Below are 16523 nucleotides of genomic sequence, written 5' to 3'. Positions count from 1 at the left end.
CACGCCCCACGGTATGCTTCGCACCCGGGGGAAACACATGCGTGAATCGATCGACAACCTGAAAGGCCTCGTGGACAGGCTGCTCGCACGCCCCGACGAGATCATGCTCGCGCTCGGCGCAGGCGGCGAACTGCTGGTCGCGCGCCTGCGCGCATTGCTGTCCCTGCTCATCCTCGTCATGCCGATCGTCGGCGCACTCGCCGGGTCGAAGACCAGCGAAGTCGTGATCGGGCTCAGCCTGGCGGTGTTCATCAACCTGATGGCGCAGATCTGGCTCGGGCTTGCGCGCCGGCCGCTGCGCTACGGCTGGCTGCCCTACGCCACCGGTGCCTACGACATCACCCTGACCACCCTGGTGCTGTCGCTGCTCGCCCTGGGCGATCCGGTGTCGGCGACCAACAGCATCGTGGTGTGGTGCTTCTACCTGCTCGCCATCGCCATCACCGCGCTGCGCAACGACGGCCGCCTCACCCTGTTCGTCACCGCACTGGCGCTGGCGCAGTACGCAATCCTGGTCACGGCGGTGTTCTCGCTGGCTCCCGCGCGGGAAAGCCTGGTTTCGATCGACTACGGAACCGCCGCGATCTCCACGCAGATCGAAAGGCTGATCCTGATCCTGATGATGGGCCTGCTCACGTCGGCCATCGTCTACCGCATGCAGCGGCTGGTGGAAATGTCGGGCAACGATGGCCTCACCGGGTTGCCCAACCGCGCCTGGCTGCTGCAGGGCATGCCACGGATGTTCGAGACGATCCGCAACGATGGCGGGTCGCTCACCCTGGCGCTGCTCGACCTGGACCGCTTCAAGCGCATCAACGACGAAATCGGCCCGCGCGACGGCGACCGCGCGCTGCGCCACTTCGTGGCCGCGGTCAACGAGATCCTGCAGGAGAAGGAACGCTTGGTCCGGATCGGCGGGCAGGAATTCGTGGTGCTGATGCACTGTCCGATCGGCAGCGCGTGGGAGCGGCTGGATCGACTGCGGCGCTCGATGGGCGACCGCCCGTTCCTGCCCGAGTCCGGCCGCGACCCGCAGGTCATCACCTTCAGCGGCGGTCTCGCCGCTTACCCGCAGGACGGCGGCGACGTGTCGGCCCTGCTCGGCAGCGCCGACCGGCGCCTGCAGCTGGCCAAGCACGATGGCCGCAACCGGGTGGTCGCGCGCGACGGCTGAACCTGCCGCGCTTCACTCGCCCGCGATTTGCCCTTACCCTGCCGCAGCGATTGCCGCACGGGGCGGCCTGCTCAAACGGGGAGAATGCCGGGTGAGCCTGAAGCTGCGTCTGATCGTGATGAACTTCCTCCAGTTCTTCGTCTGGGGAGCGTGGCTGATCACCATCGGCGCGTACTGGTTCCAGAACAAGGGATGGTCCGGCACCGCGTTCGGCGCGATCTTCTCCACCATGGGCATCGCCTCGCTGTTCATGCCGGCGCTGATGGGCGTGGTGGCGGACAAGTGGATCAACGCCGAAAAACTCTACGGCCTGCTGCACATCGGCGGCGCGGTGATGCTGTTCTGCGTGCCGATGGTGGACGACCCGCACACCATGTTCTGGGTGATGCTGCTCAACATGATCTTCTACATGCCGACCATCGCGCTGGCGATCACGGTGGCCTACAACGCGCTGAAGAAGGACGGCCGCGACGTCGTGCGCGACTACCCGCCGATCCGGGTCTGGGGCACGATCGGCTTCATCGCCGCGCTGTGGACGACCAGCCTGCTGCACCTGGAAACCACGTCCGGGCAGTTCTACGTGGCCTCGGCCGCGGCGCTGGTGCTGGGCCTGTACGCGTTCACCCTGCCGCCAGCGCCGCCGCGGATGGGCCACAGCGAAAGTCGCGCGCTGGTCGACGTGCTCGGGCTGACCTCGTTCCGCCTGTTCAAGGACCGCAACATGGCGGTGTTCTTCGTCTTCGCGATGCTGCTTGGCGCGGCGCTGCAGCTGACCAACGCCTACGGGGACACCTTCCTGCACGACTTCGCCAACGTGCCGGCGTTCAAGGACACGATCGCGGTGAAGTACCCCGCCATCATCATGTCGATCTCGCAGATCTCCGAAACCCTGTTCATCCTCACCATTCCCTTCTTCCTGCGCCGCTTCGGGATCAAGGCGGTGATGACGATGAGCATGCTGGCGTGGTTCCTGCGCTTCGGCCTGTTCGCCTACGGCGACCCCGGCGACCGGCTGTGGATGATCGTGCTGTCGTGCATCGTCTACGGCATGGCGTTCGACTTCTTCAACATCTCCGGCTCCCTGTTCGTCGAGCAGCAGAGCGACTCGCGCATCCGCGCCAGCGCGCAGGGTTTGTTCATGGTGATGACCAACGGCGTGGGCGCGGTGTTCGGCAGCCTCGCCTCGGGCTTCCTGATCGAGCACTTCTTCACCGCCGCCGACGGCAGCAAGGACTGGCATGGCATCTGGTTGACGTTCGCGCTGTACGCGCTGGCGATGGCGGTGGTGTTCGTGCCGCTGTTCAAGCACAAGCACGATCCGGGCGCGACGCGCCGGGCACAGGCGCCGGAAGGCGACCTGGTGCCCTGAGCATGGCGAGAACGGGAGCCGGCCGGTGAGTCGCGTCGTCGTCGTCGGCTCGTTCAACGTCGACCACGTCTGGGCGACGGCCGTGCTGCCGCGCCCGGGCGAGACGCTCAGCGGCCGCTACAGCACCGGGCCCGGCGGCAAGGGCTTCAACCAGGCCATCGCGAGCGTCCGCGCCGGCGCGGGCACCACTTTCGTCTGCGCGATCGGCGGTGATCCCGGCGCGCAGGTGGCGCAGTCGCTGGCGGCCGCCGACGGCATCGACCTGCGCGCGCTGCGCAGCGACGAGCCGACGGGCACCGCCGGCATCTATGTCGACGGCGAGGGCCGCAACAGCATCGTGATCGGCCCCGGCGCCAACGGCGCGCTGTCGCCCGCGCACGTCGATGGCCAGGCTGACGCCTTCGAACGCGCCGGCGTGGTGCTGGCACAGCTCGAATCCCCGCCCGACGCCGTCGCCGCGGCACTGCGTTCCGGACGCGACCACGCGGCCATCGCCATGCTCAACCCCGCACCGGCCAACGCGCCGACCACGCGCGAACTGCTGGCGCTGGCCGACATCATCACTCCCAACGAAACCGAGTTCGCCGGACTGGTCGCGCGCCACGTCGGCGAGCGCGTCGATGGCGATGCCATCACCGCGCTGGACCAGCCCCACCTGCACGCGCTGTGCCGCGAACTCATGCCCGCCGGGACGATCGTCGTGACCCTGGGCGCAAGCGGCTGCTTCGTGTCTCACGCCGGCGATGCACTGCGCGGCGACGGCAAGGCCTTCTACCGGCTCGCTGCCGAGCACGTGCATGCCGTCGACACGACCGGCGCGGGCGACGCCTTCAACGGCGCGCTGGCAGCGGCGCTGTCGGGCGCGCCCGACGCAGCGTTCGCGGGGCACCTGCGGTTCGCCTCGCGCTATGCAGCGCTGTCCACCGAACGCCAAGGCGCGGCGCTGGCGATGCCGCGGCGCGAAGAGGTCGTCGCGCGCTTCGGCGCATGACGATTGCATCAGCTGCGCGACTGCAGAATCCGGCTTCCATCCGCACGATCCGGGGAGGCATGGCAGGCAAGTTCGAGATCAGCAAGCGCGCCCACGGCGAATTCCGGTTCAACCTCAAGGCCGGCAACTGGCAGGTGATCCTGACCAGCGAGGGCTACTCCACCAAGTCCTCGTACACCGGCGGCATCGGTGCGCAGGAACAGCAAGGACGACGCCCGCCTCGAGCGCAAGACCGCCAGCAACGGCAAGTCTTCCTCAACCTCACTGCGACCAACGGCCAGGTGATCGGCTGCAGCCGGATGAACGCCGACGAGGGCGGGCGCGACAACGGCATCGCCTCGGTTAAGGCCAATGCGCCTGATGCGACGGTGGACGACCAGCCCACCTGATCCGTTCCGCGCGAGCCCGGCGCCGGCCGGGCGCGCTTCCGGCGCGGGTAGAATCCCCGCCATGCGGATCGGTCCCCACCACATCGAACCCCGCGTGATCCTCGCCCCGATGGCGGGGGTCACCGACAAGCCGTTCCGGCTGCTGTGCAAACGGCTGGGCGCGGGGCTGGCGATGTCGGAGATGACCACGAGCGATCCGCGCTTCTGGCGCACGGAAAAGTCGCTGCGGCGCATGGACCACGTCGACGAACCCGACCCGGTCGGGGTGCAGATCGCCGGCACGGTGCCGGAGATCATGGCCGAGGCGGCGCGGTACAACGTCGAACACGGCGCGCAGATCATCGACATCAACATGGGCTGCCCGGCGAAGAAGGTCTGCAACGCCTGGGCCGGCTCGGCGCTGATGCGCGACGAAGAGCTGGTCGCGCGCATCTGCTCAGCCGTGGTGCGCGCGGTCGACGTGCCGGTGACCCTGAAGATCCGCACCGGCTGGGACGCCACCCATCGAAACGCACCCGCGATTGCGCGCATCGCGGAGGATGCCGGGATCGCCGCGCTCGCCGTGCACGGCCGCACCCGCGACCAGCAGTACACCGGCCTGGCCGAGTACGACACCATCGCGCAGATCAAGTCGGCGCTGTCGATCCCGGTGATCGCCAACGGCGACATCGATTCGCCGCAGCGCGCGGCGTTCGTGCTGCACCATACCGGCGCCGATGCGGTCATGGTCGGGCGCGCGGCGCAGGGCCGGCCGTGGATCTTCCGCGAGATCGCGCATTACCTGGCCACCGGCGAACTGCTGCCATCGCCGTCGCTCGCGGAGATCCGCGACATCCTCCTCGGCCATTTGCATGCGCTGCATGATTTCTACGGAGAGCCGTCCGGCGTGCGCATCGCGCGCAAGCACCTGGGCTGGTACGCGAAGGACCGCCCCGAGAACGGCCCGTTCCGCGCGGTGGTCAACCAGGCCGAGACGGCGGCCATGCAGGTCGCGCTGACCCGCGATTACTTCGATGGCCTGGCGGCGCCGCGCGCATTCGCCGCGTAGCCGCGACCACGTCGTCCGCCCGCATCCCTTACCCTGACCGCGATGCGTCCCGAGCGGCGCGCCTCCAGGCCCCGGGGTAAACGAACGCATGCGGATAGCGGCATCATCGACAACGGCCTTGCTGGCCATCCTCATTGCGGCACTGAGCCTGTCGCCTTCGACGCGAGCATCGGCCCGGTCGATGGATGGCGCTCAAACTCAGGCGACGGCGCAACCCGCCACAGGCGCGGACCAGCCGCTCCGGGTGGGAATCAAGGTCGCGCCGCCGTTCGTGATCAAGCGGCAAGGCAGCTATCACGGCCTGGCGATCGACCTGTGGCAGGACATCGCCGCCGAACACCACTGGACGTTCGAGTACCGGGAATACGATCTCGATGGCCTGCTCGACGCGGTCACCAACGGCCGCGTCGACCTCGGCATCGGTGCGATCACCGCCACGGCCGGGCGCGAGCGCGAGATGGACTTCAGCCACCCGATCACCAGCTCCGGACTCGGCGTGGCGGTGCCGCGGCAGCAGGGCGCGGGCTGGCTGGCAGTGGCGCGCTCGTTCTTCTCGCCCGGGTTCCTGAAGCTGCTGCTGGCGCTGTCGGTGGTGCTGCTGGTGGTCGGGCTGCTGACGTGGCTGTTCGAACGCCGGCGCAACTCCGCGCAGTTCGGCGGCAAGCCGGCGCAGGGCATCGGCTCGGGCTTCTGGTGGGCGGCGGTCACCATGACCACCGTGGGCTACGGCGACAAGGCACCTGTGACGCTTGGCGGGCGCATCGTCGGCCTGGTGTGGATGTTCACTGCGCTGATCGTGGTCTCGACGTTCACCGCGGCGATCACCAGCGCGCTGACGGTGGGGCAGCTGTCGTCACAGATCCGAAATCCGGACGACCTGGCCGGCGTGCGCGTCGACACGCTGGCGGGCACGACCAGCGCCATCTGGCTCGCGGAGCGCGGCATCGCCGACCACGAAGTGCAGAGCCTCGGCGAGGCACTCGACCGCCTCGCGCGCGGGCGCACCGATGCGGTGGTCTACGACGCGCCGCTGCTGCGCTGGACCATCGCCCAGCGCTATGGCAAACGCCTGGAAGTGCTGCCGTTCGTGCTGGAGCGGCAGGACTACGGCTACGCGATGCCGACCGGCAGCCCGCTGCGCGAGCCGTTGAACGAATCGCTGTTGCGCCATGTCAATGCCGCCGACTGGCACAAGCGCGTGGACCGGTATCTGGGGACGGCCGACTGAGCAACCGGTCGCGCGGGGAGATCCCGTGGTGCGACCCCGCGTCGCGGACATGCATCGATCTGCCCGCTTCCGGCCACCGCACCACGCGCCGCTTGACCCCAGCCGACGATCGCGGTTATCAAGCTGCGACTGGACACGGAGGTGACATCGATGGATCGGAGCCCGACCCCGGCGGAAACCGATGCCGGCAACCGACGACCCATCGCCGCACGCAGCAACGCGCTGGTGCAGCGCTTCAGCGCCCTGCTCGCACGCAGCGGCATTTCGCCGAACCTGATCTCGCTGGCGAGCATTGTCTTCGCCGCCCTCGGCGCGGCTGCGCTGCTTGAGCTCGAATCCCCCTGGGGACCCTGGCTCTGCGCGCTGGCGATCGTGCTGCGGCTGCTGTGCAACCTGTTCGACGGCCTGGTGGCGGTCGAACACGCGCGCAGGACGCCGACCGGCGTGCTCTACAACGAAGTGCCCGACCGCGTCGCCGACAGCCTGTTCCTGGTCGCGCTGGGCTACGCCGCCGGCTTGCCGTGGTGCGGCTGGCTGGCGGCGCTGCTGGCCGCACTGACCGCGTACGTCCGGACCCTCGGTGGCACCGTGCTGGGGTCGCAGGATTTCCGTGGGCCGATGGCCAAGCCGCACCGGATGTGGCTGATGGTCGCCGCCTGCGTGCTGGCGCCGCTGGAAACGCGCTTCGCCGGCACCGCGTACACGCTGCACGCGGCCGTCGTCGCCATCGCCGCCGGCTCCGGGCTGACCTGCTGGACGCGGCTGCGCGCGATCGCGCGACAGCTGCGGGAGGCGGCGTGATCGAACGCGCCGCTGCGGCGGCGCTGGTCGGCACCACCCGGCTGCTGGTCGGCGCGCGTGCGCAGTGGCGCGCGGCGCCGCCTGCCGGGCAGTGCCTGTATTTCGCCAACCACAGCAGCCATCTGGACACGATGGCGATCTGGTCTGCACTGTCGCCGGCGCAGCGCGCACGCACCCGGCCTGTGGCCGCCCGCGACTACTGGGACAAGCCGGGATTGCGCGGCTACGTCGCCGGCAAGGTGCTGCACGCCGTGCTGATCGAACGCCGCCGCGAGGAGCGCGACGGCGATCCGCTGGAACCGGTGATCGCGGCGCTGCATGCCGGCGACTCGCTGATCCTGTTCCCCGAGGGCACGCGCACCGCCGAACGCCTGCCGCAGCGCTTCCGCGGCGGCCTGTTCCGCCTCGCCGAGGCTTTCCCGGAGCTGCACCTGGTGCCCGCCTACCTCGACACCCTGCATCGCAGCATGCCCAAGGGCGCGCACATCCCGCTGCCGCTGTACTGCACCGTGCGTTTCGGCGAGGCGATGCAGCGCGTCGGCGGTGAAGCGCGCGATGCCTTCCTCGAACGCGCGCGCGATGCGGTGGTGGCGCTGGCATGAACGCACAACACAAACTGCTCTGGGTCTTCGGCGGCATCGTCGCCCTGCTGGCGCTGGCCTCGCTGGTCGGCTGGGTACTGCAGCAGCGCAAGGGCCGCACCGAGGTCGTGGCCAACCTCAACGCACGGGTGCGCGCGTGGTGGGGAATGGTCGCGGTGCTGGCGGTGTGCTTCTGGCTGGGGCCGGTGGCGAACCTCGTGGTGTTCGCCTTCATCTCGTTCTTCGCCCTGCGCGAGTTCATCACCCTCACGCCCACCCGGCCCGGCGACCACCTGCCGCTTGTGGTCGCGTTCTACGTGCTGATCCCGGTGCAGTACTGGCTGATCGGCGACCACTGGTACGGGCTGTTCGCGATCTTCATCCCGGTCTACGCCTTCCTCGCGCTGCCGGCGCTGGCGGTGCTGGGCGGCGACACCAGCGACTTCCTCGAGCGCACCACCAAGATCCAGTGGGGCGTGATGATCGCGATCTACTGCATCAGCCATGCGCCGGCGCTGCTGATCCTCGAACTGCGCGGTTACGAAGGCCAGGGCCCGCTGCTGTTGCTGTACCTGATGCTGGTGGTGCAGATCAGCGACGTGATGCAGTACGTGTTCGGCAAGCTGTTCGGCAAGCGCAAGCTGGCGCCGACGGTCAGCCCGTCGAAGACTGTGGAAGGACTGGTCGGCGGCGGGCTGGCGGCGGTCGCGATCGGCACGGCGCTGTGGTGGATCACCCCGTTCACGCCGCTGCAGTCGGCGCTGATGTCGACGCTGATCGTGGTTTGCGGCGTGTTCGGCGGGCTGGCGCTTTCGGCGGTCAAGCGCAGCCTCGGCGCCAAGGACTGGGGCCACATGATCGAAGGCCACGGCGGCATGATGGACCGGATGGATTCGGTGACCTTCGCCGCGCCGATCTTCTTCCACATCACCCGGTACTTTTTCTCGGGCTGAAGCCGCACGCCCCGTAGGAGCGCCCCATGGGCGCGAAAGGCGTTCGCCGGTAAAGTCGCATCGCGCCCATGGGGCGCTCCTACGGCGGCGCGTTTCCGGCGCGCGGCTCGTGCCAGATGCGCTGCCAGGTCGCCTGCCACAGCTGGCCGAAATCGCGCCCCGGGTCGAGCTTGCGCGGCGGCGCGATCGCCTGCCATGCATCGCCCTGGCGACGCGCCACCGCGTAGCTGAAAAAGTACCTGGGCTCGCTGCCCATGCGCAGGTCGCTGAGCACCAGTTCCCCATCGACTACCTGCGTGCGCATGAAGCCATGGTTGAACCAGGCCAGTTCGCGCACGGCCGCGATGTCGCGCGCCTCCGCCAGCGCCTGCGTGTTCGATGGGTAGCCGCGGAACACCATCGACCCCTCGTCCGCCACCACCGATCGGAAGCCTTCGACGTAACCGTCCGGCGTCATCGCCACCACCCGCCAGAGCAGCGTGTTGAGCGGCATCGGCACCGAGAAGCGCGGCGCGCCGACGAGGCCCATCGCGGCGAGCGCGCGGTCCGCCTCGCGGTCGACGAGGGTCTTGGCGATCCACGACCAGCCGAGATAACCGATGCCCAGCGCAATGCCGGCGGCCAGCGCATGCCGGCCGACCTGCTCGCGCGCAAACCATGCGACCACGAACGCCGCCAGCCACGGCAGCAGGAACAGCGGATCGATGATGAACAGGCTCGACCACATCAGCGGCCGCATCGGCAGCGGCCAGAACAGCTGCGTGCCGTAGACCGTGAACGCATCGAGCAGCGGATGCGACATCAGGGTCACCAGGATCACCCGGAACCAGCGCGCCGGTTCCACCGCCACCCGCCCACCGCGGCGCCTGAACAACGCCCACAGCGCCCAGGCCACGAACGGCAGCACCAGCCACGAATGCGTTGCGGCGCGGTGCCAGGTCATGCGCACCACCGGGTCGTCGCACAGCGCCAGCGGGAGCACGTCGAGGTCGGGCAGCGTGTTGAGCGCCATGCCGGCGAGCAGGGCGGCACGCCGGTGCGCGCGCGGCGCGATCGCCGCGGCGATGACGCCGCCGTAGAACAGGTGGGTGATCGAATCCATCGCCGGATGCTAGCGGCGGCCCGGCCGGCGTCGGCCCGCCCGAATCGACCCGCTTAACCCCCGCCAACCCGCCACGCGGCACAATGCACGGCCGGCTGCGCCCGTGTATGATGCGCACCCATCTTTCCATCCGAATCAAGGGATATAAGGCCGATGTCCAGCTACCTCTTCACCTCCGAATCGGTCTCCGAAGGCCACCCGGACAAGGTCGCCGACCAGATCTCCGACGCGGTGCTCGACGCGATCCTGACCCAGGACAAGCGCGCGCGCGTGGCCTGCGAAACCATGGTCAAGACCGGCGTGGCGATCGTGGCCGGCGAGGTCACCACCTCGGCCTGGATCGACCTGGAGGCGCTGACCCGCAAGGTGATCGTGGACATCGGCTACGACTCGTCCGAAGTCGGTTTCGACGGCGCGACCTGCGGCGTGCTGAACCTGATCGGCAAGCAGTCGCCCGACATCGCCGCGGGCGTCGACGGCACCAAGAAGAAGCAGAAGAAGCCGGAGGAACAGGGCGCGGGCGACCAGGGCCTGATGTTCGGCTACGCCTGCAACGAGGCGCCCGAGTTCATGCCGGCGCCGATCTATTACTCGCACAGGCTGGTCGAGCAGCAGGCCAAGGTGCGCAAGAACGGCAAGCTGAAGTGGCTGCGCCCGGATGCGAAGTCGCAGGTCACCCTGCGCTACGGCGACGACAACAAGATCCAGGGCCTCGACGCCGTAGTGCTGTCGACCCAGCACGACCCGGGCATCAAGCAGAGAGATCTTGTCGAGGGCGTGTACGAGCACATCCTCAAGCCGGTGCTGCCCAAGGCGATGCTGGAGAAGCTGCCGAAGAACAAGGTGCACATCAACCCGACCGGGATCTTCGTGATCGGTGGCCCCGTGGGCGACTGCGGCCTGACCGGCCGCAAGATCATCGTCGACACCTACGGCGGCATGGCCCGCCACGGCGGCGGCGCGTTCTCGGGCAAGGATCCGTCGAAGGTCGACCGCTCGGCCGCGTACGCCGCGCGCTACGTCGCCAAGAACATCGTCGCCGCCGGCATTGCCGACAAGTGCGAGGTGCAGGTGTCGTACGCGATCGGCGTGGCCGAGCCCACCAGCATCTCGGTCACCACCTTCGGCACTGGCAAGATCAGCGACGACAAGATCGAGAAGCTGATCCGCAAGCATTTCGACCTGCGCCCGTACGGCATCGTCAAGATGCTCGACCTGATCCACCCGGTGTACCAGTCGACCGCCGCCTACGGCCACTTCGGCCGCAAGCCGAAGGACGTCAGCTACACCGATGCCGCGGGCAATAGCCACAAGGCCACGGCGTTCTCGTGGGAGAAGACCGACAAGGCCGAGGAACTGCGCAAGGCGGCTGGCTTGAAGTAGCGGTTCCGTCGCCGTCCCTGGCGCAGCGGGGAATCCATTGCGGCTCTGCCGCAGGACCGATCTCCCGCTTCGCCCACGATGGCAATCGAGGAAACGGGCCGCCACGCGGCCCGTTTTCTTTTCAGGCAAGCAGGACACCGATTGCCCTGCAAAACCAGGAATCCCTCGTTCGACCGAACTGGACTACGCTGCTTGACCACCACGACCGCCGCCCTGCCCTCCATGGATCCCACCGATCCCACCCTGTCCGATCGCCTGCGCGCCGCACTCGAAATGCTGGAATCCGTCGCCACCGATCATTCGCTGCTCGACGCGATGCCCGCGGACGAGCGCAAGCGCCTGCACCAGGCCGTGGCCGCCATCTACCATCCCGATCCGCGCGCGCGCCGGCAGCGATTGAAGGCGCGCGAGCGCGAGCGCAACGCGGAGAACATCCGCCGCGCCGAAGCCGTGCTCGAGCAGACCGGCATCCGCACGCTGCGCCGGCAGCCGGTGTTCACCACGCCCAACTATTTCGTGCCCGAAGGCGGCGCACCGCAGGCACTCGCGCATGAAGGCGTGGACCACGCTGCCGCGGCATCCGCGACGCATGGTTTCAAGGAATCCCCCGAACTGCGGCACTGCTACGTCTGCAAGCAGAAGTACACCCTGGTCCATCACTTCTACGACCAGCTGTGCCCCGCCTGCGCCGAGTTCAACTTCGCCAAGCGCACCGAGCTTGCCGACCTCAGCGGCCGCGTCGCATTGCTGACCGGCGGCCGCGTCAAGATCGGCTACCAGGCCGGCCTGAAGCTGCTGCGCGCCGGCGCGCGCCTGGTCGTGACCACGCGCTTCCCGCGCGATTCCGCCGCGCGCTATGCGCAGGAACCGGATTTCGCGCAGTGGGGGCACCGCCTCGAAGTCTTCGGCCTGGACCTGCGGCACACGCCCAGCGTCGAGGCGTTCTGCCGCGAACTCTCGTCGCGGCTGCCGCGGCTGGACTTCATCATCAACAACGCCTGCCAGACCGTTCGCCGACCGCCCGGGTTCTACGCGCACATGATGGAAGCCGAGACCGCGGCGCTGCACGACGCGCCGGATGCGGTGCGCAAGCTGCTGGGCAGTTACGAAGGCCTGCGCGGATACGCGATGCTGCCCGAAGGCCCGGCGCCCGAAGCCGATGCCGCGGCGATGCAGGTGGCGATCGGCCAGCGCATGTCCGCGGCCGCAGGCCTCACCAATCCGGCGGAGCTGTCGCAGGTGCCGTTGCTGGCGGAGGAACTGCTGGGCCAGAAGCACCTGTTCCCCGAAGGCCGCCTCGACCAGGACCTGCAGCAGGTCGACCTGCGCGGGCGCAACTCGTGGCGGTTGCTGATGGCCGAAGTGCCGTCGGTCGAACTGCTGGAGACGCAGCTGGTCAACGCGATCGCGCCGTTCATCATCAACGCGAGATTGAAACCGCTGATGCTGCGCACGGACAACCGCGACAAGCACATCGTCAACGTGTCGGCGGTCGAGGGCCAGTTCTACCGCAACTTCAAGACCACCCGGCACCCGCACACCAACATGGCCAAGGCGGCGCTCAACATGATGACCCGCACCGCCGCGGCGGATTACCACGGCGACGGCATCCACATGAACAGCGTCGACACCGGCTGGGTCACCGACGAGGATCCCGCCGAGCTCGCCGCGCGCAAGGTTGTCGAGGAGCGCTTCCATCCGCCGCTGGACATCGTCGACGGCGCCGCCCGCATCGTCGACCCGATCATCCATGGCCTCAACACCGGCGAGCACGTCTGGGGACAGTTCCTGAAGGACTACAAGCCCACGGACTGGTGACGCCGTCGTGGCGCCCGGCGAGCTGAGCCGGGCCTGACGCCACCGCTGGCCGCCATGCGACCCGGACATCGTTTCGACGCGAAGAAGCCATATAATCCCGACCCTCTGCCGAGGGGCGCTGCATGCCATCCGTCCACCGCGACGTGAAAGGGCTCAGGCTCGGCGAGCTGACATAGCGACAACGGCGCCCGTTCAATGCGAGTCCTCTCCATCCCCGGACTCACAAACAACGGAGCAACACCATGAATGCCGTAGCCAAAACCTTCTCTACCGAAGGCGACTACAAGATCGCCGACATCACCCTGGCCGACTGGGGCCGCAAGGAACTCGACATCGCCGAGCACGAGATGCCGGGCCTGATGTCGATCCGCCGCAAGTACGCCGCGCAGGCGCCGCTCAAGGGCGTGCGCGTGACCGGTTCGCTGCACATGACCATCCAGACCGCGGTGCTGATCGAGACGCTGAAGGACATCGGCGCCGACGTGCGCTGGGCCTCGTGCAACATCTTCAGCACCCAGGACCATGCCGCCGCCGCGATCGCCGCGACCGGCACGCCGGTGTTCGCCTGGAAGGGCGAGACGCTGGAGGAATACTGGGACTGCACGCTCGAAGCGCTGAGCTTCCCCGACGGCAAGGGCGGCTTCCTCGGCCCGCAGCTGGTCGTGGACGACGGCGGCGACGTGACCCTGCTGATCCACAAGGGCTACGAACTCGAACAGGGCGACCGCAGCTGGGTTGACAGCCCCGGCGCCAGCCACGAGGAGCAGGTGATCAAGAACCTGCTCAAGCGCGTCGCGACCGAGCGCCCCGGCTTCTGGACCACCGTGGTCCGCGACTGGAAGGGCGTCTCGGAAGAGACCACCACCGGCGTGCATCGCCTGTACCAGCTGGCCGAAGCCGGCAAGCTGCTGATCCCGGCGATCAACGTCAACGACTCGGTCACCAAGAGCAAGTTCGACAACCTGTACGGCTGCCGCGAGTCGCTGGCCGACGGCCTCAAGCGCGCGATGGACGTGATGCTGGCCGGCAAGGTCGCGGTGGTCTGCGGCTACGGCGACGTGGGCAAGGGCTGCGCGCATTCGCTGCGTGCCTATGGCGCGCGCGTGGTGGTCACCGAAATCGACCCGATCAACGCGCTGCAGGCGTCGATGGAAGGGTTCGAGGTCAACACCGTCGAGAGCACCCTGGGCCGTGGCGACATCTACGTCACCACCACCGGCAACAAGGACGTGCTCACGCTCGAACACCTGAAGGGCATGAAGGACCAGGCGATCGTCTGCAACATCGGCCACTTCGACAACGAGATCCAGGTCGACGCGCTCAACGCGATGGCCGGCGTCACCAAGATCAACATCAAGCCGCAGGTCGACAAGTACGTGTTCCCGGACGGCCGCGCGATGTTCCTGCTGGCCGAAGGCCGCCTGGTGAACCTGGGTTGCGCCACCGGCCATCCGAGCTTCGTGATGTCCAACTCGTTCTCCAACCAGACGCTGGCGCAGATCGACCTGTGGGAGAAGAAGGACACCTACGAGAACAAGGTCTACATCCTGCCCAAGAAGCTCGACGAGGAAGTCGCGCGCCTGCACCTGGAGAAGATCGGCGTGAAGCTGACGACGCTCTCCAAAGAACAGGCTGCCTACCTCGGCGTGCCGGTGGAAGGGCCGTACAAGCCGGACCATTACCGCTACTGATCGGTTCCGGTGGCTTCACGAGAAAACGGGCGCCCAGGCGCCCGTTTTTTCGTGTCTGGTGATCATGTCTTGATGTGGCGCGGGGCGTAGGGGGCGTAGCCCCGACCTGCGGCCTGCCGGCTTCACCATGGTCATGGGCCTGATGGGGCGTGGGGCTGCGATCCGATTGACCCGACGCGGTCGGCAGGCCTTCGGGGCAAAATCACGGGGGAGGCGTCCGCCGCCAGGCGGATGCCGGAGGACATTTGCCTCGAAGGCCTGCCGGCCGCGTCGGGGTCCGTCAGGTTGCGACGAGGGTGTGTACCAAGTGGCAGCGCCCCCTGGACTCAGGGCCGCCAGTTGGCATTGTTCTCCCAGAACTCGACGCTGCGCCGGTACGCCTCGCGATCCAGCGGCACGCCGGAGCCGCCCTCTTCGACACCCAGCGCGTTGCGCATCATCGTGATCGGCGCCATCGGGATTTCCCCGGGCTGCGCGGTGTAGAGGCACCCCACTACACCCCAGTCGGCAGCGATCGCCACGCCCTCCTTCGCCAGTTGCTCGCGGCTGTAGAGGATCACGACGAAGTAGCCTGCGACCGGCGGCTCAACCCCCTCGAACCAGCGCACCAGCACCGGCAGTTCGTCGCGCGTGCGCGCCTCGTAGGCCGAGCGCAGCAGGTGCCTGTTGTCGTTGGTGACGGGCATCGTCAGGCAGCGCGTCGACGTCCAGTTGCGATGCACGTGCAGCTTGCAGAACGGCGCGTAGCCGTCGAGCACCTCCAGCGGCGGCACCTCGTTGAGGTGGCGCTCGAACGTCTCGGGCGTGCAGTCCTGGATGGTGTTCGCCCGCCGCTCGCCCGGGAACAGGCGCGCGCGGGCAAAGGGCGTCAGGACGATCGACATTGGCTGCATCCGGGGAATCGAAACGGCCCGCGAGTCTAGCCAATCGTCGGACGCACCACTTGCGCGGGTGCCGCCTGCACGTGGCCGGCAAACGGCATGGCAGCCGTTTCCCCCTGCGACCGCCATGATTTATAACATTCATCGCGATAAAGAGATATTATCGCCCCTCGCCCCGTCCAGACCGCCACGATGACCGCGCTTTCCTTCGAGTTCTACCCGCCGAAAACCGACGAGCAGCGAGCCCAGCTCGACCGCACCGCGCAAAAGCTCAAGGCGCACGCGCCCGAATACGTGTCCTGCACTTTCGGCGCCGGCGGATCGACGCTGGACTACACGCCGGAAACCATCGGCCACCTGCATGGACAGCACGGCCTGGACGCCGCACCGCACATCTCCTGCGTCGGCGGCACCCGCGCCGAACTGTCGGCGCTGCTGCAGCGCTACAAGTCGATGGGCTGCCGGCGCATCGTCGCGCTGCGCGGCGACCTGCCGTCGGGCATGGGGCATCCGGGCGAATTCCGCTACGCCACCGACCTGGTGGACTTCATCCGCCGCGAACACGATGGCGACTTCCACATCGAGGTCGGCTGCTATCCCGAGACGCACCCGCAGTCCGAGCATGCGCTGGCCGACCTGAAGCACTTCAAGGCCAAGGTCGATGCCGGCGCGGACGGTGCGATCACCCAGTACTTCTACAACGCCGATGCGTACTTCCACTTCGTCGACTCGGCGCGCAAGCTGGGCGTGACCATCCCGATCGTGCCCGGCATCATGCCGATCTCGAACTTCAGCCAGCTGCGGCGGTTTTCCGAAACCTGCGGCGCGGAAATCCCGCGCTGGATCGCAAAGCGCATGCAGGCGCACGGCGACGACGTGGAAGCGGTGCGCGAGTTCGGCGCCGACCTGGTCGCGGCGCTGTGCCGACGCCTGCTCGACGGCGGCGCGCCGTCGCTGCACTTCTACACCCTCAACCTCGCCAGGCCGACCGAAGCCGTGCTTGCGCGGCTGGCCTGACTCCTGCGCGGGCGGTTCCACGGCCGGCGCTCACTTCACGCCGGCCGCGCGCGCGGCTAGTCTTCACGGGATGCGCCTTCGCATCTCCCTTTTCGCC

15 protein-coding genes and 1 riboswitch are annotated in these 16523 nt (G+C 68.1%); of the genes, 13 read left to right on the top strand and 2 right to left on the bottom strand.

The genetic code is table 11. The annotated features are described in order from the left end of the window. Nucleotides 1–37: 37 nt before the first annotated feature. The 9 genes from H570_RS17960 (at nt 38) to H570_RS0101330 (ending at nt 8534) form a co-directional block, all read left to right on the top strand. Nucleotides 38–1174 (top strand): GGDEF domain-containing protein, encoded by a 1137-nt coding sequence (locus H570_RS17960; protein ID WP_027079187.1) that lies wholly within the window; start codon nt 38–40, stop codon nt 1172–1174. A gap of 91 nt (nt 1175–1265) precedes the next feature. After that, on the top strand, nt 1266–2543 hold the full coding sequence (locus H570_RS0101365; RefSeq protein ID WP_027079186.1) for a nucleoside permease: 1278 nt from the start codon (nt 1266–1268) through the stop codon (nt 2541–2543). 25 nt (nt 2544–2568) lie between these two features. Then, complete coding sequence (locus H570_RS0101360) at nt 2569–3534, top strand: ribokinase (RefSeq protein ID WP_027079185.1); 966 nt, start codon at nt 2569–2571, stop codon at nt 3532–3534. A gap of 59 nt (nt 3535–3593) precedes the next feature. Then, a complete protein-coding gene (locus H570_RS0101355) occupies nt 3594–3923 on the top strand; it encodes a YegP family protein (RefSeq protein ID WP_036134604.1) in 330 nt (109 codons plus the stop codon). A 61-nt stretch (nt 3924–3984) separates the two neighbouring features. Beyond that, nucleotides 3985–4971, top strand: coding sequence for a tRNA dihydrouridine synthase DusB (gene dusB, locus H570_RS0101350; protein WP_027079183.1), 987 nt, complete (start codon nt 3985–3987; stop codon nt 4969–4971). 244 nt (nt 4972–5215) lie between these two features. After that, a complete protein-coding gene (locus H570_RS0101345; RefSeq protein WP_051175956.1) occupies nt 5216–6199 on the top strand; it encodes a transporter substrate-binding domain-containing protein in 984 nt (327 codons plus the stop codon). Nucleotides 6200–6349: 150 nt separating this feature from the next. Beyond that, nucleotides 6350–7000 (top strand): CDP-alcohol phosphatidyltransferase family protein, encoded by a 651-nt coding sequence (locus tag H570_RS0101340; protein WP_027079181.1) that lies wholly within the window; start codon nt 6350–6352, stop codon nt 6998–7000. Further along, complete coding sequence (locus tag H570_RS0101335) at nt 6997–7602, top strand: lysophospholipid acyltransferase family protein (protein ID WP_027079180.1); 606 nt, start codon at nt 6997–6999, stop codon at nt 7600–7602. Before H570_RS0101340 ends, H570_RS0101335 begins: the two co-directional genes overlap by 4 nt. Then, nucleotides 7599–8534, top strand: a complete 936-nt coding sequence (locus tag H570_RS0101330) for a phosphatidate cytidylyltransferase (RefSeq protein WP_027079179.1) — start codon at nt 7599–7601, stop codon at nt 8532–8534. Before H570_RS0101335 ends, H570_RS0101330 begins: the two co-directional genes overlap by 4 nt. Nucleotides 8535–8613: 79 nt before the next feature. Here H570_RS0101330 and H570_RS0101325 read toward each other — a convergent pair whose 3' ends face one another. After that, nucleotides 8614–9636: a metal-dependent hydrolase gene (locus tag H570_RS0101325; protein ID WP_027079178.1), complete on the bottom strand. Its 1023-nt coding sequence runs from the start codon at nt 9634–9636 to the stop codon at nt 8614–8616. A 153-nt stretch (nt 9637–9789) separates the two neighbouring features. Here H570_RS0101325 and metK point away from each other — a divergent pair, with 153 nt between their 5' ends. The 3 genes from metK to ahcY all read left to right on the top strand — a co-directional run bounded on the left by metK (nt 9790) and on the right by ahcY (nt 14528). Further along, nucleotides 9790–11019 (top strand): methionine adenosyltransferase, encoded by a 1230-nt coding sequence (gene metK, locus H570_RS0101320; RefSeq protein WP_027079177.1) that lies wholly within the window; start codon nt 9790–9792, stop codon nt 11017–11019. A gap of 222 nt (nt 11020–11241) precedes the next feature. After that, nucleotides 11242–12837: an SDR family NAD(P)-dependent oxidoreductase gene (locus H570_RS0101315; RefSeq protein WP_027079176.1), complete on the top strand. Its 1596-nt coding sequence runs from the start codon at nt 11242–11244 to the stop codon at nt 12835–12837. A 104-nt stretch (nt 12838–12941) separates the two neighbouring features. Further along, nucleotides 12942–13034: riboswitch (S-adenosyl-L-homocysteine riboswitch) on the top strand. Between the two features lie 45 nt (nt 13035–13079). Next, complete coding sequence (gene ahcY / locus H570_RS0101310; RefSeq protein ID WP_027079175.1) at nt 13080–14528, top strand: adenosylhomocysteinase; 1449 nt, start codon at nt 13080–13082, stop codon at nt 14526–14528. Between the two features lie 326 nt (nt 14529–14854). Here ahcY and H570_RS0101305 read toward each other — a convergent pair whose 3' ends face one another. Further along, the gene (locus tag H570_RS0101305) at nt 14855–15412 is read right to left on the bottom strand and encodes a DUF3228 family protein (protein ID WP_027079174.1); all 558 of its coding nucleotides are present in this window, start codon (nt 15410–15412) and stop codon (nt 14855–14857) included. 189 nt (nt 15413–15601) lie between these two features. Between H570_RS0101305 and metF the strand changes: the two genes are divergently transcribed. After that, complete coding sequence (gene metF / locus H570_RS0101300; protein ID WP_027079173.1) at nt 15602–16426, top strand: methylenetetrahydrofolate reductase [NAD(P)H]; 825 nt, start codon at nt 15602–15604, stop codon at nt 16424–16426. Nucleotides 16427–16523: the final 97 nt, after the last annotated feature.

Origin of the sequence: Luteimonas mephitis DSM 12574 (genome assembly GCF_000422305.1) — a bacterium.
Taxonomy (GTDB): domain Bacteria; phylum Pseudomonadota; class Gammaproteobacteria; order Xanthomonadales; family Xanthomonadaceae; genus Luteimonas; species Luteimonas mephitis.
Note: the sequence above shows the minus strand (reverse complement) of the source record. Positions and strands in the feature narration are given on the sequence as shown.